Source organism: Pleurocapsa sp. CCALA 161 (assembly GCF_003003995.1).
Taxonomy (GTDB): domain Bacteria; phylum Cyanobacteriota; class Cyanobacteriia; order Cyanobacteriales; family Xenococcaceae; genus Waterburya.
Map to the genome: position 1 here is coordinate 71,471 of NZ_PVWF01000003.1, position 21,286 is coordinate 92,756.

Sequence of the window (21,286 nt, forward strand, 5' to 3'; positions counted from 1 at the left end):
TTGACTATGATAGAAACTAAATTAAGATCAAGTTTTGCTCAAGTTAAACTATTGGTTTTGGACGTGGATGGCGTACTAACTGATGGCGGACTTTACTATACAGAAAAAGGAGAAGTCTGTAAAAAATTTAATGTCAAAGATGGCAAAGGAATTAAGTTAATTATGCAAGCGGGAATAGAAGTGGCTATTATCAGTGCGAATGACTCTCCTGCCACAAACCATCGGGCGCAAAAATTAGGTATTACCAATTGTTTTATTGGTGTAGCCGATAAAATGATTGTCTTGCAAAATCTGTGTCAAAAACTGAATTTATCCTTATCTCAAGTAGCCTATATGGGTGACGATCTCAATGATTTACCTGTGCTTAAATCAGTTGGTGTTCCTCTCACCGTAGCCGATGCAATTCCTGAAAATAAAGCGATCGCTATCTACGTTACAGAACAATTAGGTGGTCAAGGTGCTGTCAGAGAAGTTTGTAATCTTTTGCTAAATCAAACTAAAGTTAATTCTCCAGATATCAGAGTAAATTAATCATGAAAAAAATTTGCATCGTATATGCTAACTGCCAAAATAAACTGATTGGCAAATATTTAAATCAATCTTCAGCTTTTAATCAAGAATATCAGATTCATAGATTCCCTGTACATTTATTAATCCAACAAAAATCGACTGTTCCTAATTAAACCAGAGTTCGGGTTAAGCAGATTAATTGGTGGAGATAGCTGTAAGCTAATAGCTTTTGAGATAGTTTGGATGCAACTCTACTATGAAAGAAGAACGGAAAATAGTATTTTTTAATTACCTTCAAAATAAGGATTTGAGCTAATCCCGAACGAACTCAGGTTAATTAAGCATAAAAGTTATTAGCTAAACAAAATAAATTAGATGAAGCAATAAAATCTTATAAACAAGCGATTGAACTAAATCCCGACAATCCTAATTCTCATTACATATTGGGTAATATTCAACTGCAAAAAGGTGATATTGATGAAGCTTTTGCTTCCTATCAACAAGCGATTGAATTAAATCCCCAACAAATGAATAAGATCTTTTCTCAGATAAGTGTAGTGATTAAAGAAAAAACCCAGGTTCATATCCATGTTAACGAGCGCGAACCACAATTAGTCTAAATTAGTTATTAAGAAAAAGGTCTGGCTGCTTCATAGCAAGTGAAATTCAGCCACCTTTTTTCTCTCAGTTTAATCAACTCCCTGGATCACGGGAGTAATTCCTTCATTTTCAAAAGGCCGTGGATTTCCTTGCCAATTAAAATCACTGATCTGCAAGCTAAAAGAACCAATTTCTAAGACAGGATTATAACGCAAGATAATATTATGAGTACGGCGACTATACTCCAGAATATAGTCACTACTAATTACATCGCGATCGCGTAAATCAATTGATGTTTGATACCCGACTCGAATTGGACCATAAATCTGCTGAGTTAGGTTAAGGGATAAAATTTGCCGATCTACTAAACGATCAAAGCGAAACGGCGATTCATCACCACGAAGATTTTGGGAATAGCTGAATTGAAAACCCGTATAATCGAGCCAGTTGCGGGAAAAATGACCGACTTGTCCTTCGATCCCAATCTTTCCTTCCAAAGATAGCTGAGAATCATTGTTGCTGTAGAAACTGCCGACTCCCGAAACCTGTGTAAATAGATTTAGATAGGGAACTATGGGAACAGGAGTATAGCGTAATCCCTGCTCTTTAGTGCTGGGTAACGCTTTACCAGTCCACAAAGAGAAATTCTTATCGAGAAATGCGGCTCCTTGGTATCGAGTTAAATTAATGCGATCGTTGCTTCGGTCTGCTGCTAGTAAATCTGCTCGATCGGTATCGCTATCAATGTTTTTGATCGATCCTTGGACATTTAAATTAACACCAGTTTTGCCTAAAGTTATTTGAGGCGAAGTGATTACCCCGCCAATACTCTCTTGCACAGTTTCAAAACCTAATGAGCCATTAAATAGGCGATCGCGATAGTTGTATTCTAGGGCTAGTTGATAGGGATTGTTGAGATTGCCGAGTCGATGCTGTAGCTCAACCTTGCTTCTTAAATTGTCTTCATAATTGTCTAGCTCGATCCCAGCTAAGGAAAGATCACCCTTCAAGGTTGTTCTCGGACTAAAATCGCCTTGAATAGCGGTAGTTACACCAAACACAGAGGGATCGATTAGTCCTCCTTGATCTTCATCACTAAAGCCAAACGCCGAAGGTAATAATGCTCGCTGTAAAAAATATTGCGGGGTAATGCTCCAGCTAAACTGCTGACCATCAAACAGCTTCCAGGTACGCTCTAGATATAATCCACCCCGCTCATCTCCATCAAAGGCAAAATTAAACAGTTCTGGTCTAAAAGCACGACTATTAAAGGCAAATGCGCTAACTAAAAGCGGAATTTTTAAACGATCATCAATCACTAATTTAGACTCAGTCGTGGCCAGCTTGCCATCAGTAGACTCTGACTGTTGAAAAGTAGCTGTTTTGGCTCTTAACTCTAATTCAGGAGGGGAAAAAGGATCGTTAGTCAGGCGAAGATTAGCCGCTGTCCAATTATTACCCTCAAAGTCTAATTTATCTGCCTCAAACCTCAATCGTTTAATGGTTGAACCACCAGTAGTATTATCATTATCTCCCAAAAGGTCGATTCCTTGGCTGCCCAGATTAAGCTCAATTCCTTCTGTAGCAGTAACGTTCGTTAATGGTTGACTATTAATTAAGCGCTCGCTCAAGGTTGGTTCTGCAACATTACCTGATCTTAACCGCTGGTTCAAGTTCGTATCTTGACTCAAAGTAGGCTGATAAATTTCTCCTCCCGCAGCAAAAACAGTCCCTCGATCCGCCACCAAATTATATTCAAATTTCTGCCCTCGCAAAACTTGTTGCCCTCGCTTGAGGACTACATTGTCTTGCGCCATTGCCAGGCGATCGTTTAAATTAATCTCCAGGCGATCGCTGGTCAGGACAGATTGCGCAAAGCGCATCACCACATTCCCTTGAGCCGTTACTATTCCTTTTAACTGATCGTATTCTTGGCGATCGGCAATTACCTCAATTACCTCTACCTGTTCGATTGCAGCTCCAGATGGAGCATCTTTGTCAGTAGGGATGATCAGCTTTTGGCGATCGCTTCTGGATTGGGTAATTAAATATTGAGAATAGTAAGCAGATTTGGGCGCAATCATGAAACTACTCTGGGTTGGTCGCAATTTATGCGGTAAATCAGCAGCTTTTGCCACTTTGGGCAACTCCGCCGCCGATAAAGAGGACTGTAGCAAACACACCCATAAGGTTATGCTAATGTAACAGCGCAACAAACTAACCATAAAGGGGTCTTGGCAACAACTCCGTAGTATAACTCTTTTAATTGGTAAATTAAGATACTACTTTGTCGATCGATCCCTTGTATGGCAATTAGCTCATCACTTATAACTTATAGCTATCTCCTAAGCTTCAAAAACAACCCTCAAATTACCACGCTTTTTCGCCACCCGACAGGCAGTAGTATTGCCCGAACGCTCAAATTCTAAATCAAGTATGGTCGAACCTACCTTAAGATTGTGTAAGGAAAGACGATTAACAGATTCGGGTAAAACTGGCTCAATGACGCGCACGCGATTATTAGCAGCATCGGGAACAAGATTAATTGCCACTTGTAAAAGTTGAAATAGCGTACCTGTTGCCCAAGCTTGAGGAGAACAGGCGACGGGATAGCGCACAGGAGTGTTTTCTTCCCTCCGTTCATATCCACAAAACAGTTCTGGTGGTCGTAGATAGGGTTGTTGAAGAGTCATATCAATAATTCCCGTCGCCACTTCGAGGGTTTGATCGACTAAACTAGAAGAGTCTCCCACAATTTCCCTGGCGGTAGCGCGTAAACCCAAAGCAGTAATGCTATTATCGTGAGGCCAAACCGAACCAACATGATACCCCATCGGATTATAAGCAGGAGACAAACTGCTCAAGGTACGAATGCCCCAACCACTAAATAAATCTGGCGCACGTAATCTCTCAGCTACGTTCATCGCTTTATCAGGCTTAAGAATACCCATTGCCAAACAATGACCTGGATTACTTGTGATGCTATCTACTGGTTTTCCCTCGCCATCTAAAGCCAAAGCACAGTAATCTAAATCGGGCAGCCAAAAGTCTTTGTTGAAGCGATTTTTGAGTTCTAAAGCCTCTCGATACCATCTGCCAGCTAGATCGGTTCTTTTCATGAGTTCAGCGATCGCACATAGACGCATTTTCGCCCCATAAACATAACCTTGAACCTCACAGAGGGTAATCGGCCCTGTGGCTAATTGACCTTGACGATTAACAATGCAGTCTCCAGAATCTTTCCAACCCTGATTGAGCAGACCACTAGGAGAATAACGAGTGTAAGCTAGATAACCTGTTGAGTTGCTGTTGCGATCAATCCAACTCATCGCAGCCAGAGCGTTTTCCCACAACTGTTCGATCGTATCGCGATCGCCACTCCAAGCATAATATTCAGCATAAAGAATCAGCCACAGCGGTGTAGCATCTACCGTACCGTAGTAGGGGGTGTGAGGAATTTCGCCACAGCGAGCCATTTCTCCCAGACGTAATTCGTGCAGGATTTTGCCTGGTGATTCTTCCCGCCATTGGTCTTCGATTGTACCCTGGTATTGAGCGAGGATAAATAAAGTATCTTTGGCAATTTTGGGATCGAGGATCAGGGTTTGCCAAGCTGCAATAATTGAATCTCGACCAAACAAGGTCGAAAACCAGGGAATTCCCGCCGATAAGAATTTTCGCTCTTCAAAACTTTGGCGCAGCAGATAAATATCTTGCTCTCCCCTCTCAATCAGGCGATTAAAGGTATTACTATCAGAGCGAATTATGGTAACTTGCTGCTGCCATTCTTGTAACTCCATCGACTCTGCTGCTTTTGCCTGCATTAAAGTCATGGGTGTCCCAACTTTGGAAATAGAACGATTATTAGTCAGCAACTGTACGCGATAGCCCAAATGTGTAGTTTGGTGGGGATGCAACTCGATGCGCCAAATAGCAGTATAACCTTTCAAATAGTCAGGCTGGCGAGCAGAAAATTGAATGCGAGACGAGCTTACCGCACCATCTAACCCTTGATAGGCCAAAATCAAATCTTCAATTGGAGTTGTCCTTGATGGCGATCGCGCCAAATTACTGCTCGAAAACTCGGAGCGAGATTCATAGATAAAAGGACTAATCGCTTGGTCGAGGTTGGCTTCAGAGGGAGCGGATTCTAAATTCTCAAGGGAGGTAGCTTCTGCTTCTACTGTTTCTATTTCTACTGTGCTATTTTCTGTCTCAGACACTAAACGTAGCAATTTGCCATGCTGCTTGCGTTCCCAGCCACGAATTTCAAACAGATCGACAAAATCGGCATCAAAACTCAGACTAAGTTCAAAACTAATTGGACTAGTACTGTAATTAGTAATCGCTAATTGTTCAAACAGTCCGCCATTGATCACAATTTCTCGTTCAATGCCAATCGTTTCTGCACCGATTTGTCGGTTTTCCAAATGAGGATTGGCACAAAGAATAGACATAGCGAAACCACGGCTGGCATTACTGCTTAGTAAAATCGGTAACTGACCATCAATTTGTAACTCCAAACGACTTAAAAAGCGAGTATCTTGGCAAAATAGTCCGACACTTGTGGTTACTTCTCCTGGCAAACAGCCAGGAATATTGCCCAGAGTGTCCGTAACTAAGAAAATATCGTCGTCTTTAAGAGTTAAAGTTGAAAGTCTCGAATTGTTGATCACGCACGGCCACTGAGGGAGCGGAGCAGTTTCGGCTGGAATATAGGTTTTGCCATCAAGTTCGAGAGGCTCTGTCATAGCACCTTAATAAGTTAACAATTTAGGCTTAGTTCATTAGTTAAAATTTTACGCCGTTAAGCGATTATTATCGACCGCTAAATTGGTCACGCGATTATTATCTAGGGACTGTTTAGTTAACAGTTTTTGATAAACTGCTTCGTAGTCATCAACCATGCGCTCAACACTGAATTTTGCCTCAACGCGATCCCGACAGGCAACTCGATCTATTTCCCTGATGCGGTCAAGAGCAGCAATACATTCCTCGACATTGTGACATAAAAATCCAGTTTTACCATCTTCAATTACTTCAAAAGTCGAACCCATAGCGATCGCAATTACAGGTGTACCGACTGCCATTGATTCTGTCATTACCAAGCCAAAAGGTTCTGACCAGGTAATTGGAAACAAAGTTGCTACTGCATTCCCTAACAGGGGGCATTTTTGCTGATGATTGAATTCACCCAAAAATTCAATTTGTTGACCATCAATCAGGGGTTTAATTCGATTTTGAAAAAATTCACGGTCTACAGGATCTATTTTTCCTGCCATTTTTAAATGCCAGCCAGTACGTTTGGCTATTTCAATTGCTAACTGCGGCCCTTTCTCTGGCGACATTCGACCTAAAAAAGCCAGATAAGGAGGATTATCTGGCTGAGGATAGAAATGATACTTGTCTGTATCAATCCCGTTATAAACGGTAGCTAGGTAATTTAATTGAAGATCGTTGCGTCGTTGTGAATTGGAAATACTGATAAAATTCTGTTGGCGAGCATCTCGCCACAACTGTTCAATCTGAGCTGGGATTATACCGTGAACTGTATGTAAGGTGGGAGTTTCAACGCGATTTACATAGGGAAAGACAACTTCTCCTATATGAGAGTGAATCAAATCAAATTCCCCAGCTTGATTAAAGACTCGATTGAGCTGTTGACTTTGATAAACTGGAATTTCTACTGAGCTTGCTTGTGCCTCGCGTAAACCTTTAGGACAACATGATTCTAAATGAGCCAGAGTTTGCGAATCCCCTGAAGCGAAAAGCGTAACTTCGTGACCTCGCCGCACCAATTCATCTGTAAGTAAGCTAACTATAATTTCCGTACCACCATAAGCAGTTGGTGGTACTCGTTCGCTGAGAGGGGCAATTTGAGCAATTTTCATCTTTAAAACTCCTAAAAATTGGCGATATCAATCAAAAATGCCAGCTGTACTATCTACTTTTTGATAGATTTCTACAGTTTATTTATTTGGTAATAATTAGTGATTTTGTTTTTAGGTTATCTTATAACTCTTTTAAAATACCTCTTCCTGAGGGTAGAAATAGACGCCAAATATACAGATAGTTTTAGGTATGACTGGAGTAAGTAATTGTGATAGTAAATGCATATTTCAATTAAATAAGCATTAATAAGTCTTACTTCCCTAACAATCTAAGTAGATTCTTTCTACCGTAGTTAAGCTTTTAGACAGTATATTGAGGTGATCGCTATTTTCTCAATCAGCGATCGCTTATTTAATATTAATCTCTTGAATTTGAATCTATTTAAGACTGAAGTAGAACTATTGGAACAATTTTTTATTGGGGTTTAAAAAGATAAAAAGATGATGAATTTAGCAATTTCTGAATCAGTAAAAGCTTGGTCGCAATTGATTCACTCTCTAATTATGTGGGGGTTATTCGTAACAGCAATCTCTGCTTGATCTTGATATTGAGAACTAAAAATTAGGCAAACTAGGAACGCTTCGCTTAAGTAGCGAGCAGCCCTAAAGGATTCCCTTCGGTCTCAAGTAGCAAGGTTTAAAAGTTGCCCTAACTTTTATACGTAATGGCTATAATTTGCCCTCAATCATCCCGACTAATCCCAAGAAAGAACAGTTTATTTCGATCTCTTGTTACAATTATTAACAAAGTTGTTAACGTCAGTCTTTAAAACTATCTATGCTTCAAGAGACAGTCTTATCTAAAACAGACATCATTACCGTTCCCTCCCAGGGGATCGACACCTATGAGGATACTGAGTTAGCTTATGATGAGCCTAATGCGGACTGGCGTTATAACCCAGAAACCAATAACGCTCAATATCGTAAGCGTCCTTTTTTGGTCGTAGGTCGTTTAATTGCTATTTTATTTCCCTTTACTCGCTTTGCACTAGGGGTATGGTGGGATACTTTTACTGGTAATTCTCTGCTTAAACAAAAAACCAGAGCGCGCCAATTAATTAAAATTTTAACTAAGCTAGGTCCTGCATACATTAAAATCGGTCAGGCGTTATCTACCAGGCCAGATGTTGTTCCTCCTGCTTATTTGGAAGAATTAACTACCCTCCAAGATAAGATTCCTTCTTTTCCCAATGAAGTAGCATTTCGCTTTATTGAGGAAGAATTAGGCGCAAGACCAGAAGAAATTTATGCTGATTTATCTCCACAACCCATCGCTGCTGCATCTTTAGGTCAAGTATATAAGGGTCGTCTTAAAACAGGAGAAGAAGTAGCAGTCAAAGTGCAGCGTCCTGGTCTTAACAGTCGTATTAGTCTTGATATCTACATTATGAGACTACTGGCAGGATTTGTCCAAGACAACATTAAGCAGGTACGTTCTAATCTACGCGCCATTATTGATGAGCTAGCGGAACGAATTTTTGAAGAGACTAACTATAATCAAGAGGGTCGTAACGCCGACAAGTTCAAGGAATTTTATGGCTATATGGAAGAAATCTATGTGCCAAAGATTTACTGGGAATATACGGGTAAGCGAGTCCTAACTATGGAATGGATCGATGGCACTAAACTTACCGATATTGAAGCAGTGCAGGCAAAAGGAATCGATGCTACTCATATTATTGAAATTGGCGTGGAATGTTCTCTCAGACAGTTGCTAGAACATGGCTTTTTTCATGCCGATCCTCATCCTGGTAACTTGTTGGCAATGGACAACGGTAAGTTAGCCTACTTAGACTTTGGCATGATGAGCCGAATCAAACCCTATCAAAGATATGGTTTGATTGAAGCAGTAGTTCATCTAGTTAACCGCGATTTTGAGGCTCTGTCAGAAGATTATGTGAAACTAGACTTTTTGACACCCGATACAGACTTAAGACCGATTGTACCTGCCTTAGCTAATGTCTTTGGTAATGCTTTAGGTGCTAGTGTTGCGGAACTAAATTTTAAGAGTATTACCGATCAGATGTCGGCAATGATGTACGAATTTCCTTTTACTGTTCCTGCGTACTATGCCCTAATTATCCGTTCAATGGTTACTTTAGAAGGAATTGCTATTGGTGTCGATCCTGAGTTTAAGGTTTTAAGTAAGGCTTATCCCTATATTGCCAAAAGACTTTTAACTGACCCCGCACCTGAACTACGAGCATCTCTAAAAGACTTGCTGTTTAAAGAGGAGGGTTTCCGCTGGCATCGCTTAGAAAACCTGCTCAACAACGCGACAGACTCTAGAGACTATGATTTTGATAGCGTAGTGGATCAGGCGCTTGATTATTTATATAGCGATCGCGGAGCTTTTATTCGGGATCGCATTACTGAAGAGTTAATTAGTGCGATCGATAGTATTGGTCGGCGAACTATCTTTAATATCTCGACTACTTTCCGTCAAAGAGTAGGCTTGGCAGTGCAAGAAACCCCCGTAGAATATAGGCAAGACTCTTACACTATGACTCACCTCAAAAATATTGTAGGTATTTTACAGCAAACTCCAGGCTTTAATCCGACTCGTTTAATTTCCGTTGTGGCTAAAATTATTACTAAGCCAGAAACCCAAAAAATTGGACAGAGAGTTGCTGAAGGTCTAGCTCAAAAACTAGCAGCCAGATTGATTAGAAGCTTGCTAGTAGATCCTCAACCTCAGACTTTAAAGGCTTTACCAGCAGCTAGGTAAAATCTGCCCCATCAAATTAATCTGCTGCTGTGGCTTAGATAAATTCTAAGCCATTTTTATTGATTTATCCTCCCATTTTTCTAATTCAACCTGAGTTCGGGTTAAGCAGATTAATTGGTGGAGATAGCTGTAAGCTCTAAGCTCTAAGCTCTAAGCTCTAGCTTTTGAGATAGTTTGGATGCAACTCTACTATGAAAGAAGAACGGAAAATAGTATTTTTTAAATACCTTCAAAATAAGGATTTGAGCTAATCCCGAACTCAGGTTAATTCAGACAACGATAAAGCTCATAATCATGTTGTCCTAACACACCATCAGACTGAGAATCGGCAACACAATTTTGGGTTGTTAGATCAATTTCAGCTGGAAAGTTGATCAGCCATAAATCAACAGGACGTTTTATTTTACTTAGTTGTTGGGTTAGTATTGCTGCTGAACTTTGAGCATTATTGTCCTGAGCTAGAAAAAATAGGGGAGAATCAATATTTTTTAGACTTTTTAAGCCCCAGGCAATACCGATCATTCTGCCCGTCTGTCCGTGATGTTTGTAGCTGGTGGCGATCGCAATTCTGGCTGTTGAACTTTTGATGATTTTTTGGGTCATGATATCGGGACGATGATTTTGGAGATAGCCTAGATTTAAGTTGGCGATCGCTCCACTCAATAGCCCAATGGATAGAAACGTAATGACGATTTTTTTGCTTGAGTTTGACGGAAATGTTGCTAGTTTTTGCTCTGGGAAGGTAAATTTAGACGAGTCTTCTTGCCAAAAAGGGACTAAGCTAGCTCCTATTAAGGCTATAACTACAGGAAAATAAACAAACTGAAACCTGCCTGCTAGAGTTAAATCCATGCCTAAACTATAGGTAATGCTAAAAAAAAGCGCGATCGCAGCTAGAAAATATTTGCTTAAGGCAGAAATTGCGTCTTGTTGCTGAGGATCTTGACGTTGTAGTTTTAGTCCCAAAGTTATACGAGGTAAGTTGCGCCACCAAAAAATTAGTGTTAGTAGTCCAGAAACAATAAATATACCCAAAGAGGCATTGTATACGGACGAAGGGAGCAGAATTACTATACTCATCAACCATAACAAAAATCTGCCGATTGGTTCTAGCCATTTTTCCGCAGCATTACTGGCATAGATCCATTCAGTTGGGGCGCTATTGCGATCCGCCAAGATGGTAGGCAACCAGACTAAACAGCCACTTAAAGAACCTAAAGCTACAAGGTATAGTTGTCGCCAATAAGGTTGAGTAAGAACAGCTCGATCTTGTCGCCATTGCAGCCACATTAGCTGGGCAATAGCGATCGCCATTGCCATTAGGCTCAAAACGAAAAAGTAGTGGGTGGCAATCCCCAGACAGTTAACGACAATCCAAATAGTCACCAGCCCAAAAGATATAATTTTTTGTCGCTTAATTGCTCGAACAGCGCAGACATAACATGCTAAAGAAGCGATAATGATTAAAATCACCAGGGTGTAATGACGCGCCTGAGTTGATAAAAAAATGCCGAACGGTGAAATTGCCATTACAGCAGCAGCTATTTGTCCGCCCACCAGAGAACGAAAAGCAAATCTGGAGAAGTAAAAAATTGCGGGGATGGCAAGAACTCCCAATAAAGCCGAAAGCGATCTTGCTGCCCAAATAGAAACTAACCCGTTAACGGGCGGAAAAAGTTTTAACCACAAATGAGTTAACACAAAATAGAAAGGAGGATGAGTACTTTCTGTTTGCAAAAGTCTGATAACATCACCGATTCCTGCTTGGGGGTTGAGCTGAAGTGGTTCTAAGAGAGTTTGTCCCCCAATAAATTGATTTAAAGGAACATCATAAAAACTATTTCCAAGACTAAAAACAAGGGTGGCGCTTTCATCAGTCCACGGTGGCAATGTTTCTAGATGGATAAAGCGTAGACAAGTTCCAATCGTTATCCATAACAGCAATAGCCAATAATGTTGATAGGGCATTTAATTTAAGAACTAGGTAATCGAGACAAATCTTCACAGGGTTGGTTTAAGCGCATAAATCTTCAAAAAACAGTTTATACCAATTCTCAAAAATAGCTAGTACCGCTTCGCTTAAGTAGCAAGTAGTAAGTAGCCCTAAAGGATTCCCTTCGGTCTCAAGTAGCAAGTTAGATATAATCAGGGTTTCAGGCTGACAAAATGGTAGCTTTATTTATGCCTACGTCTACTAGAGAGATAAATCTAAAAATTTCGCTAGCTTCACGATCAATAAGCGAGCAAAAACCCAGGGTCAGTTGGTAAACAAATCAATCATCCGTATTTATCTTCTTGATGCATATGCCCTCAAGGATTAGCTAGTCCTTTAGGGAACATTTTTTTCAATGCTGGCATAGTTTCTGGTACGTGACGGATGGTTGGAAAGTTTATCCAATGTATATTCAGCTGCGGAATGCAGTGAACGCAGGCACTTGAATTCAATTCAAGTGTACCGTTCACCTGAAGATCATTTAGTAAGTAAGACTTACATGACCAGAGTTGAGGGAGAAAATACGCGTCTTAAACATTATTTGGCTAGAATACGGCGTAAAACTTTCTTTTGCTCTAAATCCATAGATATATTGAAGTATTCCATCCGCCTGTTGCTATTCTATCTGAAATTTAAAACTATACCTGCTTCTATTTAAAGCATTACGCATTCACCAACGTCTCACAGGGTTGGTTTAAGGCGATCGCGGTAATATTAGACAAAGTGGTTTCGGCAATATTATTCAAAGCCTCTGCCGTAAAGAAAGCCTGGTGTCCTGTAATAATTACGTTAGGAAAAGTAAGCAACCGTTCAAAGTCATCATCTTGGATAATTTCTCCAGATAAATCTTCAAAAAACAGTTTACCTTCTTGTTCGTAAACGTCTAGTCCTAAATAACCAATTTGTTGGGATTTTAAGCCTCGAATTACCGCCTTCGTATCGATCAATCCCCCGCGACTAGTATTAATTAACATCACTCCTGGCTTCATCTGGCTAATTGCTGCGGTATTAATTAAATGGTAATTATCTTCCGTGAGGGGACAATGGAGACTAATAATATCTGATTGAGCAAGCAAATCCTCTAAACTTACATATTCCCCAAATTGCTCGGCAAACTCCTGATTAGGATTTAAATCATAAGCCAGTATCCGACAGCCAAAACCATGGAGAATTTGACCCGTGAGACGACCAATTTTTCCCGTCCCAACAATGCCCACAGTGCGACCATGCAAATCGAAACCCAGTAGTCCATTCAGGGCAAAGTTACCTTCACGGACACGATAATAAGCCCGATGTATTTTGCGATTGAGAGTTAAAATTAAGGCGATCGCATGTTCGGCTACGGCATGAGGAGAATAGGCAGGTACTCGAACAACCGCCAGCCCCAATTCAGCAGCAGCTTCAAGATCGACGTTGTTATACCCCGCACATCTCAGGGCAATTAATTTAACCCCTTGACTACTCAAGATTTGAATTGTTTCTCGATCCAGGCGATCATTGACAAAAACACATACCGCCTCAAACCCAGAGGCTAAACCTGCCGTTTGCGCATCTAAACCAGCATCTAAAAACTTGAGTTCATGACCATATTTTTGATTAACTTGAGCCAAAAACTGGCGATCGTAAGGTTTTGCGCTAAATACTGCAATTTTCATCAATTAGAAGCCATTCCAGCCGATTGTTGCGCCATTTCCATAAAGATATCGTGGGTGCTATGAACCTCTTCTCCTTTTTGCGGTTTTCTTTGTCTAAAACTTCCGTCTGACTGCAATTCCCAAGCCTTACGGTTATCCGCCAGCATCACCCCCAAAATTTCCTGAAGATCGCGAAAAATTTCAGGGCTTTCAATTGGCGTAACCGCTTCGACTCGACGACTCAAATTACGGGTCATCCAGTCAGCACTACCGATATAAATTTCTTCTTGTCCGTCATTATGAAAATAGAAAATACGTGAATGTTCTAAAAAGCGCCCAATAATACTAATAACGCGAATCTTATCACTGATCTTGGGTAATCCTGGTCGCAAACAGCAGATCCCTCTAATAATTAAATCAATTTCAACTCCAGCCTGAGAAGCTTCATACAGCGCCTTAATTACTGGCTGATCGACTAATGAGTTCATTTTAGCGACAATCCGTCCTGTTTTGCCTTGACGGCAATTTTCCGCCTCGCGATTGATCATCTCGACCATGCGCTCTCGCAGATTAACTGGAGCAACCAGCAATTTACGATAGGATTTTTGCCGAGAATAACCAGTTAAGAAATTGAATAAATCCGTTAAATCTGCCCCCAAGTCTTCTCGACAGCTTAACAAACTCAAATCTGTATAAAGTTTTGCGGTTTTAGGATTATAGTTGCCTGTCCCAATATGAACATAACGGCGAATTTTCTCTTTTTCTTGTCGTACTACTAAAGTAATCTTAGTGTGGGTTTTAAGTCCAGTGACACCATAAACTACATGAACTCCTGACTGCTCTAATTTTTTTGCCCACAGGATATTATTCTCTTCATCAAAGCGCGCTTTAAGCTCGACTAATGCCACTACCTGCTTATCATTCTGTGCTGCGGCAATCAAAGCTTTGATGATTGGTGAATCTCCAGAGGTACGATATAAAGTCATTTTGATCGCCAGGACATTGGGATCGTGGGCAGCTTCGGTGACAAAGCGCAGAACAGTGTTACTAAAGGAATGATAGGGATGATGTACTAGCAAATCACCATTACGAATCACGTTAAAAAAGTTGTTTCCTTCACTCATGGAGTCATTTTCTTCCTTTAACCAACTCAAACGATGAGGAAGTACGGAGTTCCAGGGTTTATCTTTAAGATTGCTTAGGGGTAGGGATAAAAAAGACATCAAATCCCCTAAGCTGAGTAAGCCATCAACATCATAAACATCGTTTTCTTCTAAACTAAGTTCTTGAATAATCATCGAGCGTAGTTCAGTAGGAATCGAAGCTTCTACTTCTAACCGCACCGCCGACCCCCCAATACGTCTTTTTTGTAGCTCTTTTTCAATTGCTAGCAATAGATCATCTGCCTCGTCTTCTTCGACCGAAATATCGGCATTACGTGTCACTCGAAAGGCGTAAGACTCTAAAATATTCATCCCCGAGAATAAATACTCTAAATTATGAGTCACAATCTGTTCTATCGGCACACCTGTCCAAACTCCAGGATTACCTCGATACTTTTGTCTTAATTCTTCTGGTAAAGCCACGAAGCGAGGTAGTACTTTGGGAACTTTTACTCTGGCAAACAATTCCTCATCGATTTGAGGATCTTTTAAAACTACCGCCAGATTCAAGCTCAGATTAGAAATATAGGGAAACGGATGAGATGGATCTACTGCCAGAGGAGTTAAAACAGGAAAAATATAGTCTTCAAAATAACTATTAATATAAGTTCTTTGCTCTTGATTAAGATCGACATAATTAAGCAGATAGATTCCTGATTTGGTCAAGGATTTTTTCAGTACTTTTTCAAAATGCTGATGTTGTTCTTGAAACATCGGGGTCAGAATTTTAGTAATCGCCTCTAGCTGCTGTTGGGCTGTACGCCCATCTGCCGACAGTTTACTCACTCCTGCTTCCACCTGTTGTTTTAAAGCAGCAATTCTGACCATAAAAAATTCATCTAGGTTCGAGCTAAAAATCGCCATAAATTTAAGACGTTCCAATAATAGCGTTCTCTCATCTAGTGCTTCAGCTAAAACTCGTCGGTTAAATTCTAGCCAACTTAATTCTCGATTGAAATAATACTGAGGATCGCTGAGATTAATGGCACTATTAGTGGATTTGGTACTGGTCATTGTTTGGGCGCTTACCGAATGAATATGAATATGTAGAGTAGAGAGATTATCTGAAATACTTAAACTTAAATATTTACTACAAATGACATGACTGGGGGAGAGTTTATCTGGATCATTCTTTTTTGTATTTCATCTTATAAAAGATTTTAGTTAGTCAAGTTGGCTGTTAAAATCTTATCCTAAATTAATACAGGAACTTCATCTGCCCATAGTAATAAATGCTGTCTAAGGATTGATTAAGAAGTAGCTTTTGATAGCTAAATTATTTGCTGATTTTAAGTAACTCTTGTCGGTAGTAAGTACTAATTTGATATAATACATTTTCTTAGACATCAAGATAATTATCGGAGTTCGCCATTTATACGCCTCCTTTAGCTCGTTTAATTGAGCAGCTACAGCTTTTGCCTGGAGTCGGGCCGAAAACCGCCCAAAGATTAGCCCTGCATCTCATCAAACGCCCAGAAAAAGAAGTCCAGGCACTCGCTCAGGCACTGATCTTTGCCAAACAACAAGTTGGCCTATGTAAGGTTTGTTTCCATCTTTCTGCCGAACCTATCTGTTCGATCTGTAGTAATCAAAATCGCGATCGCACTACGATCTGTGTTGTTGCTGACTCTCGTGATACCATTGCCCTGGAAAAAACCAGAGAATACCGTGGTCTATATCATGTCCTGGGGGGAGTAATTTCGCCGATGGACGGTATTGGTCCTGAGCAGCTTAATATTGAGGCATTGGTGCGTCGTATCACTAAAGAACAAATTGAAGAGGTTATTTTAGCGATTAGTCCCAGCGTTGAGGGAGAAACTACTACGCTATACATTAATGGATTGCTTAGACCTTTTACTAAAGTTACGAGAATTGCCTTTGGCTTACCCATGGGCGGGGATTTAGAATACGCCGATGAGGTTACCCTGGCAAGAGCCTTAGAAGGTAGACGGGAATTGGATTGATTTTCTGGCGTTGCTGAATCCAGGTATGAAATTGATAGTATTACTGTTCGTAGCTATTAGCTCTCAGCCATTGGTGACAAGTTAAGAGACTACGCTGTTTGTCAAATGGTTATTAGCTCTAAGCTAATAGCTTTAGGAATCCTTTAGGACATTTCATCACATTGGATAGTTATTTGTCCTTTTTTTTCACCTTAACTTTTACTTGTTTAGGAATTGATTTATATTTATTATTGACATAATTCTGTAACCAAGGTTCTGAAACATCGGTAACTCTGTCAATACCAGAAGACAGGAATTTTTTCTAAAAGCAACTTGTCAATCAGATTTTTGGTTTCTTAACGAATAGTTTTATGCTGTGGATTTTCCACAAATTGTCTGCCGCAGTCTCGACATTTATAATTTTGCTTGCCATTGTGAATTTTTCCGTTTTTAACAATTTGTTCCGAATTACATGAAGGACAAGATGGAAAAATTACTGCCATGAAAATCAAAGAATCTACAATTCACTATTTTATATCCTTACATCTTTAGGACTACCCTTATTTGGAATGACTATAACTACTAAAATTGTTTAAGTACCGCTAGCATAGTTTTAGCGCTGCTGGATCGACAAATCAGGTGAGCAGATGCTGAAGTTTGTTACAGTGTTACAGTCTCTGCTCACCCGAACACTCTATAAATAAGTGCAGGAAAAAAGTTAATCTAATAGTAGTCTAACCACTTAAAAAGTACTGTAAAGCCTAATGCACCATACTTTTTCTTTCCTGATATTGACAAATAATTTTCTGTGAGATGGTTGAAGGCATACGCTTAACTCCAGAATTAATTTGCATGATATATTGTGCTGGTTTGTTTATGTTGAGAAAGTCTAAAATGCGATTAATCTGTCCTGGGGCATCATCTATGATATCTTCATAGATTACTATTAAAGGCTCTATTTGATAATTGGCTAAGGTTTTTTTGAGACGATCTTCTTGCTGCTCAATAAAGAGAACTTTCTGTTCTACATCATTAAGTAAATTATCGTCAATTTTAATACTTTCCAATTGAGATTGATAGCTATTTTTTTTAGCATCGCTATGAAGATGCCAAACCTCAGTTTTTTGAGCCAAGACTAATGAAATAGCTTGGGCTAGCTTATCTTTTCTAATTAAGAGAATAAACTGATCGATAGACTGAAAAATTTGTTCAAATTCAGGTTTTGCTCGTTGCAGTTCAAACAAGAAATGGGATATTAGCTTAGTACCAAATACACTATTACTAGTAGTACGATACTCCATCAGATTATGTAGTAACTTAAGATAATTAAAACTACAGTGACGAGTTAATTCTTGCGTCGCCAACCGCAGATGTTCTGAAGGATGTCCAGCGATCGCAGTAGAGTCAAGCAAGTCGCAAAGATAGGTTGAACCAGAGCGAGGTGTTGTTAGAATAGCGTAAGATTTTTTCGGTTTTTGATGATCTTGAGAAGCAGTTTGCAATAAATAGCGATCGCACAACAAATTAATAAATATATCAGCAAATAATTGCAATATAACAGGATGAACAACCGTACTTAGCTGTTGAGCAACGGTAAACAATAAAGATGCTTCATTTTCTAAAGAAACCACTACAATTGCTTGATATGAATTTAAGTCGGGAACATTATTGAGTTCTACTATTGTCTTAGTAGACAAATCATAGTAATAGTTTTGATCTATCTTTTGATGATTACTAAAAAAGTTTTTAATGTAGGTTAAAGGAGCAGCATCCCCGACAAAAAACAATCTTGTATGTGTTGATAGCTGTTTCAAAAACCTCGTTTCTTCAATAGCTTGAAATATTTGGGTTAATTCCATATTTATATAGTGGTAATATTTTATTTGAACTGAAATTTACCTACTGCTTGAATCTTTAATTTTACTGATATTTTCGATTGAAAATAAATTCTGAATTTCCTTGGGCGATCGCCAAAGCTATTTTTAGTCTCATCAAAGTAACTTATTTCTGCCGACAAATCAACTTATTTGAGCTTAACTTGAATTTTATGTAATATATATATTCCAGCAAATTTAGGAGAACTAAGCTACAATCTGCTGCAAGAATGCAGTTAACAGCTTTATAGCTTTAAAATCTAATGGTTGGTTATTTAGTTTTTCTAACAATCTATGTGGGATTATATGCCTTATTTGCTTTGGGCTTAAATTTGCAGTGGGGTTATGCCGGGTTGATTAACTTTGGTCACGTAGCCTTTATGACTGTGGGGGCATATACAACAGTTCTGCTGAGTTCTCAAGGCGTACCACTTATCTTAGCAGCGATCGCAGGAATCGCGATCGCTGCTTTGCTCGGATTATTAATTGGCTTGTCCACTTTAAGACTGCGGGAAGATTATCTAGCGATCGTTACCATTGGAGTTTCCGAAATGTTACGTTTAGTAGCACTCAATGAGGACTGGTTAACCAAAGGGTCTTTTGGAGTTCGAGGCTTTCCTCTACCTTTAGAACGTTTTGACCCTAATTTAGTGCAAAAATATTTTTTGATTGCCATTTTAACTGTGCTGGCTATATTCGCTGTGGGGCAACTATGGCGTGGTTTGCGATCCCAATGGCGAGAAGGGAAAGAAATTCAGGGTACAAGCTATCAACCTACTCAAAAAGTTAGTTTGCTGATCTGGGGAATTATTGGCTTGGGAGTAATTCTGGGTATTTATGTTAACAGTTGCTTTGCTTTGTTGGACTATAACTATAAAGCAGGTTTAATGCTCTTGGTTTTATGGACGGTAGCCATAGTTTATTGGGGTCTAGAGCTACTAGCCAAATCACCTTGGGGTCGAGTATTAAAAGCGATTCGCGAAGACGAAGAAATTGCCACTGCGTTGGGTAAAAACGTCTTTTGGTATAAGCTTCAGGCATTTATGCTCGGTGGTGCGATCGCTGGTATTGCAGGCGCATTTTACGCCTGGCAGTTAACTACTATTTATCCGAGTAACTTTGAAACTCTTGTTACCTTTAACGTTTGGACAATGGTGGTTCTCGGGGGAGCAGGAAAAAATCCTGGGGCATTATTGGGCGCAATTATTTTTTGGGCTTATGATGCTTTAACTCGCTTTTATTTACCCAAATTAGGTTGGTTTGATAGTTCACAAGAAGGCGCTTTTCGCATCATGATCATCGGTTTAATTTTGATGATCCTAATGGTGTGGCGACCTCAGGGAATTTTGGGCAAGAAAGAAGAGTTAACTTTGAGCAGTTAGCCATGAGCATTGAAACTAAAAACCTCTCCTAATTACAAGAGAGGTTGGGAAGTATTGATTAATTTGATTAATCGATGCTGCATAATTGAAATCTGGAAATTAAACCCTTAAATCAACAATAACGATTAATTTAACCAGCCTTTAAGACGACGAGCTACCTGAGGACGGCGCAGTTTACGCATTGCTTTACTTTGAATCTGACGTACTCTTTCACGGGAAAGACTAAACATACCCCCAACTTCTTCAAGGGTGTAGGGTTGACTGGTAGACAAACCATAACGTAAGCAAATCACATCTTTTTCTCTTTGAGTCAAGACATCATCTAAAACATCAGTGATCTCCTGGCGCATCATGGTTTCATTCATTCGCTCTTCAGGCAGTTGTAGTTCGCTATCTTCTAGCAAATCAACTAATTCTGTGTCTTCTGCCTTTCCGACACGATGGTTTAAAGACAAAGATTGACGGCGCAATTCTAATAATTGACGCAGTTGGGTAGGGGATGTTTTTAACTCTTGAGCCAACTCATCTTCGCTGGGATTGCGTTGAAGTTTTTGTTTGAGGTGGCGCTGGGCTTTTTTGAGTTTGTTTAATTTTTCAACAATATGAATCGGTAAGCGAATAGTACGGGCATCATTGGCAATGGTACGGGTAATTGCCTGACGAATCCACCAGTAGGCATAGGTGGAGAACTTGTAGCCCTTGTTGGGATCGAACTTTTCCGTGGCTCGATTCAGTCCAATTGCACCTTCTTGAATTAAGTCTAGGAAAGGAACACCTCGGTTAAGATATCGTTTGGCGATCGAAACTACTAAACGCAAATTGGAGCGGATCATTTTACGTTTTGCGACTTTCCCGCGATATAGCAGCATTTCTAACTGTCTTGGAGATTCTAATTCCATCGCTGCCGATAATTGCTCTTTAGTCGGCTGTTGCTGATTTTTTTCTCGCAGCTTTTGCTTAACCTTTTCAACCTGCAACATTAATTTGACATCATTTGCCAAGATAATTTCTTCTTCTGCGGTTAAAAGAGGATAACGAGCCATCTCTTTAAAAAACGCGCCAATATTATCTTCCAAAGGAAGCTTGCGCCGACTACCCGTCCCAGAAACCTGATTCCCATCAGAATATTCTGCCTCAACCAGTTTAAAGTCTTCGCTCAGATCATCAGTAACTTCGTCGATCGCAATGTCTATAATGTAGCTGTCTTTTTCTGTCAATTTCACTGTCGTCATGGGCTTATTTCCTCTTTTACTAAAAAGATTTTTTAGGTGTTTAACGGAAAATTTATAGGTGTTCTTGAATTAAAAAACGAGTTTACATTTATTTTGCTTATATCAATCGACGAACTTACTTATGAGCATAAATACCGATATGAATGATAAGCAATGTAACTTATCAACCAGAAAAATAATTTTTTGTTATCTAAGCTTTACTTTGGTTATTAAGCTCTCACACTTCCGAGTTTTTATATAAAAAAGACAGATTTTCTTAAGGTTTTTTTTACTGTAGATAGAGTATTTTTATAGATTACTTAACCTAGAATGAATAGCTGTGTTTAGCTTGTAATA

14 protein-coding genes and 3 pseudogenes are annotated in these 21,286 nt (G+C 39.6%); 8 read left to right on the top strand and 9 right to left on the bottom strand.

The window, feature by feature from the left end; genetic code table 11:
• The first annotated feature begins 6 nt into the window (after positions 1–6).
• The 3 genes and pseudogenes from C7B62_RS01620 to C7B62_RS01625 all read left to right on the top strand — a co-directional run.
• A complete protein-coding gene (locus tag C7B62_RS01620; protein WP_106232859.1) occupies positions 7–531 on the top strand; it encodes an HAD family hydrolase in 525 nt (174 codons plus the stop codon).
• A gap of 2 nt (positions 532–533) precedes the next feature.
• The gene (locus C7B62_RS25555) at positions 534–683 is read left to right on the top strand and encodes a hypothetical protein (protein ID WP_158260611.1); all 150 of its coding nucleotides are present in this window, start codon (positions 534–536) and stop codon (positions 681–683) included.
• 186 nt (positions 684–869) lie between these two features.
• Positions 870–1,130, top strand: a pseudogene (locus C7B62_RS01625) (tetratricopeptide repeat protein); the annotation flags it as partial.
• A 69-nt stretch (positions 1,131–1,199) separates the two neighbouring features.
• Here C7B62_RS01625 and C7B62_RS01630 read toward each other — a convergent pair.
• Positions 1,200–3,194, bottom strand: coding sequence for a DUF3769 domain-containing protein (locus C7B62_RS01630; protein WP_233219760.1), 1,995 nt, complete (start codon positions 3,192–3,194; stop codon positions 1,200–1,202).
• Here C7B62_RS01630 and C7B62_RS26760 point away from each other — a divergent pair.
• Positions 3,193–3,315, top strand: a complete 123-nt coding sequence (locus tag C7B62_RS26760; protein WP_255413971.1) for a hypothetical protein — start codon at positions 3,193–3,195, stop codon at positions 3,313–3,315. The genes C7B62_RS01630 and C7B62_RS26760 overlap by 2 nt on opposite strands.
• A 140-nt stretch (positions 3,316–3,455) precedes the next feature.
• On the opposite strand, the gene C7B62_RS01635 is transcribed toward C7B62_RS26760, so the two are convergent.
• A complete protein-coding gene (locus C7B62_RS01635; protein ID WP_106232862.1) occupies positions 3,456–5,861 on the bottom strand; it encodes an amylo-alpha-1,6-glucosidase in 2,406 nt (801 codons plus the stop codon).
• A 48-nt stretch (positions 5,862–5,909) separates the two neighbouring features.
• Positions 5,910–7,001 (bottom strand): glycosyltransferase family 4 protein, encoded by a 1,092-nt coding sequence (locus C7B62_RS01640; RefSeq protein WP_106232863.1) that lies wholly within the window; start codon positions 6,999–7,001, stop codon positions 5,910–5,912.
• Between the two features lie 778 nt (positions 7,002–7,779).
• On the opposite strand from C7B62_RS01640, the gene C7B62_RS01645 reads away from it, so the two are divergent.
• A complete protein-coding gene (locus C7B62_RS01645; protein ID WP_106232864.1) occupies positions 7,780–9,729 on the top strand; it encodes an AarF/ABC1/UbiB kinase family protein in 1,950 nt (649 codons plus the stop codon).
• A 264-nt stretch (positions 9,730–9,993) separates the two neighbouring features.
• Here the strand turns inward: C7B62_RS01645 and C7B62_RS01650 are convergent, their stop codons facing one another.
• On the bottom strand, positions 9,994–11,697 hold the full coding sequence (locus C7B62_RS01650) for a hypothetical protein (protein WP_106232865.1): 1,704 nt from the start codon (positions 11,695–11,697) through the stop codon (positions 9,994–9,996).
• Positions 11,698–12,203: 506 nt separating this feature from the next.
• Between C7B62_RS01650 and C7B62_RS27030 the strand changes: the two are divergent.
• A pseudogene (locus tag C7B62_RS27030) lies at positions 12,204–12,380 on the top strand (IS1 family transposase); the annotation flags it as partial.
• A gap of 4 nt (positions 12,381–12,384) precedes the next feature.
• Here the strand turns inward: C7B62_RS27030 and C7B62_RS01660 are convergent.
• Both C7B62_RS01660 and ppk1 read right to left on the bottom strand, forming a co-directional pair.
• Positions 12,385–13,377, bottom strand: a complete 993-nt coding sequence (locus C7B62_RS01660) for a 2-hydroxyacid dehydrogenase (protein ID WP_106232866.1) — start codon at positions 13,375–13,377, stop codon at positions 12,385–12,387.
• Positions 13,377–15,533, bottom strand: a complete 2,157-nt coding sequence (gene ppk1 / locus C7B62_RS01665) for a polyphosphate kinase 1 (protein ID WP_106232867.1) — start codon at positions 15,531–15,533, stop codon at positions 13,377–13,379. Before ppk1 ends, C7B62_RS01660 begins: the two co-directional genes overlap by 1 nt.
• Before the next feature lie 356 nt (positions 15,534–15,889).
• Here ppk1 and recR point away from each other — a divergent pair, with 356 nt between their 5' ends.
• A complete protein-coding gene (gene recR, locus C7B62_RS01670; protein WP_106232868.1) occupies positions 15,890–16,483 on the top strand; it encodes a recombination mediator RecR in 594 nt (197 codons plus the stop codon).
• A 365-nt stretch (positions 16,484–16,848) separates the two neighbouring features.
• Here recR and C7B62_RS27035 read toward each other — a convergent pair.
• Both C7B62_RS27035 and C7B62_RS01680 read right to left on the bottom strand, forming a co-directional pair.
• Positions 16,849–16,965: pseudogene (locus tag C7B62_RS27035) on the bottom strand (IS1 family transposase); the annotation flags it as partial.
• A gap of 258 nt (positions 16,966–17,223) precedes the next feature.
• Positions 17,224–18,321 carry a Stf0 family sulfotransferase gene (locus tag C7B62_RS01680; protein WP_106232870.1) on the bottom strand — a complete coding sequence of 366 codons (1,098 nt, stop codon included), beginning with the start codon at positions 18,319–18,321 and terminating at the stop codon, positions 17,224–17,226.
• Positions 18,322–18,599: 278 nt separating this feature from the next.
• On the opposite strand from C7B62_RS01680, the gene C7B62_RS01685 reads away from it, so the two are divergent.
• The gene (locus C7B62_RS01685; RefSeq protein ID WP_106232871.1) at positions 18,600–19,718 is read left to right on the top strand and encodes a branched-chain amino acid ABC transporter permease; all 1,119 of its coding nucleotides are present in this window, start codon (positions 18,600–18,602) and stop codon (positions 19,716–19,718) included.
• Between the two features lie 125 nt (positions 19,719–19,843).
• Here C7B62_RS01685 and C7B62_RS01690 read toward each other — a convergent pair whose 3' ends face one another.
• Positions 19,844–20,950: an RNA polymerase sigma factor, RpoD/SigA family gene (locus C7B62_RS01690; protein ID WP_106232872.1), complete on the bottom strand. Its 1,107-nt coding sequence runs from the start codon at positions 20,948–20,950 to the stop codon at positions 19,844–19,846.
• Positions 20,951–21,286: the final 336 nt, after the last annotated feature.

Coding starts and splice junctions, on each gene's coding strand:
- C7B62_RS25555 (WP_158260611.1), top strand. CDS start 534: ATGAAAAAAATTTGCATCGTATATGCTAACTGCCAAAATAAACTGATT.
- C7B62_RS01680 (WP_106232870.1), bottom strand. CDS start 18,321: ATGGAATTAACCCAAATATTTCAAGCTATTGAAGAAACGAGGTTTTTG.
- C7B62_RS01620 (WP_106232859.1), top strand. CDS start 7: ATGATAGAAACTAAATTAAGATCAAGTTTTGCTCAAGTTAAACTATTG.
- C7B62_RS26760 (WP_255413971.1), top strand. CDS start 3,193: ATGAAACTACTCTGGGTTGGTCGCAATTTATGCGGTAAATCAGCAGCT.
- C7B62_RS01685 (WP_106232871.1), top strand. CDS start 18,600: ATGGTTGGTTATTTAGTTTTTCTAACAATCTATGTGGGATTATATGCC.
- C7B62_RS01650 (WP_106232865.1), bottom strand. CDS start 11,697: ATGCCCTATCAACATTATTGGCTATTGCTGTTATGGATAACGATTGGA.
- C7B62_RS01640 (WP_106232863.1), bottom strand. CDS start 7,001: ATGAAAATTGCTCAAATTGCCCCTCTCAGCGAACGAGTACCACCAACT.
- C7B62_RS01630 (WP_233219760.1), bottom strand. CDS start 3,194: ATGATTGCGCCCAAATCTGCTTACTATTCTCAATATTTAATTACCCAA.
- ppk1 (WP_106232867.1), bottom strand. CDS start 15,533: ATGACCAGTACCAAATCCACTAATAGTGCCATTAATCTCAGCGATCCT.
- C7B62_RS01635 (WP_106232862.1), bottom strand. CDS start 5,861: ATGACAGAGCCTCTCGAACTTGATGGCAAAACCTATATTCCAGCCGAA.
- C7B62_RS01660 (WP_106232866.1), bottom strand. CDS start 13,377: ATGAAAATTGCAGTATTTAGCGCAAAACCTTACGATCGCCAGTTTTTG.
- C7B62_RS01645 (WP_106232864.1), top strand. CDS start 7,780: ATGCTTCAAGAGACAGTCTTATCTAAAACAGACATCATTACCGTTCCC.
- C7B62_RS01690 (WP_106232872.1), bottom strand. CDS start 20,950: ATGACGACAGTGAAATTGACAGAAAAAGACAGCTACATTATAGACATT.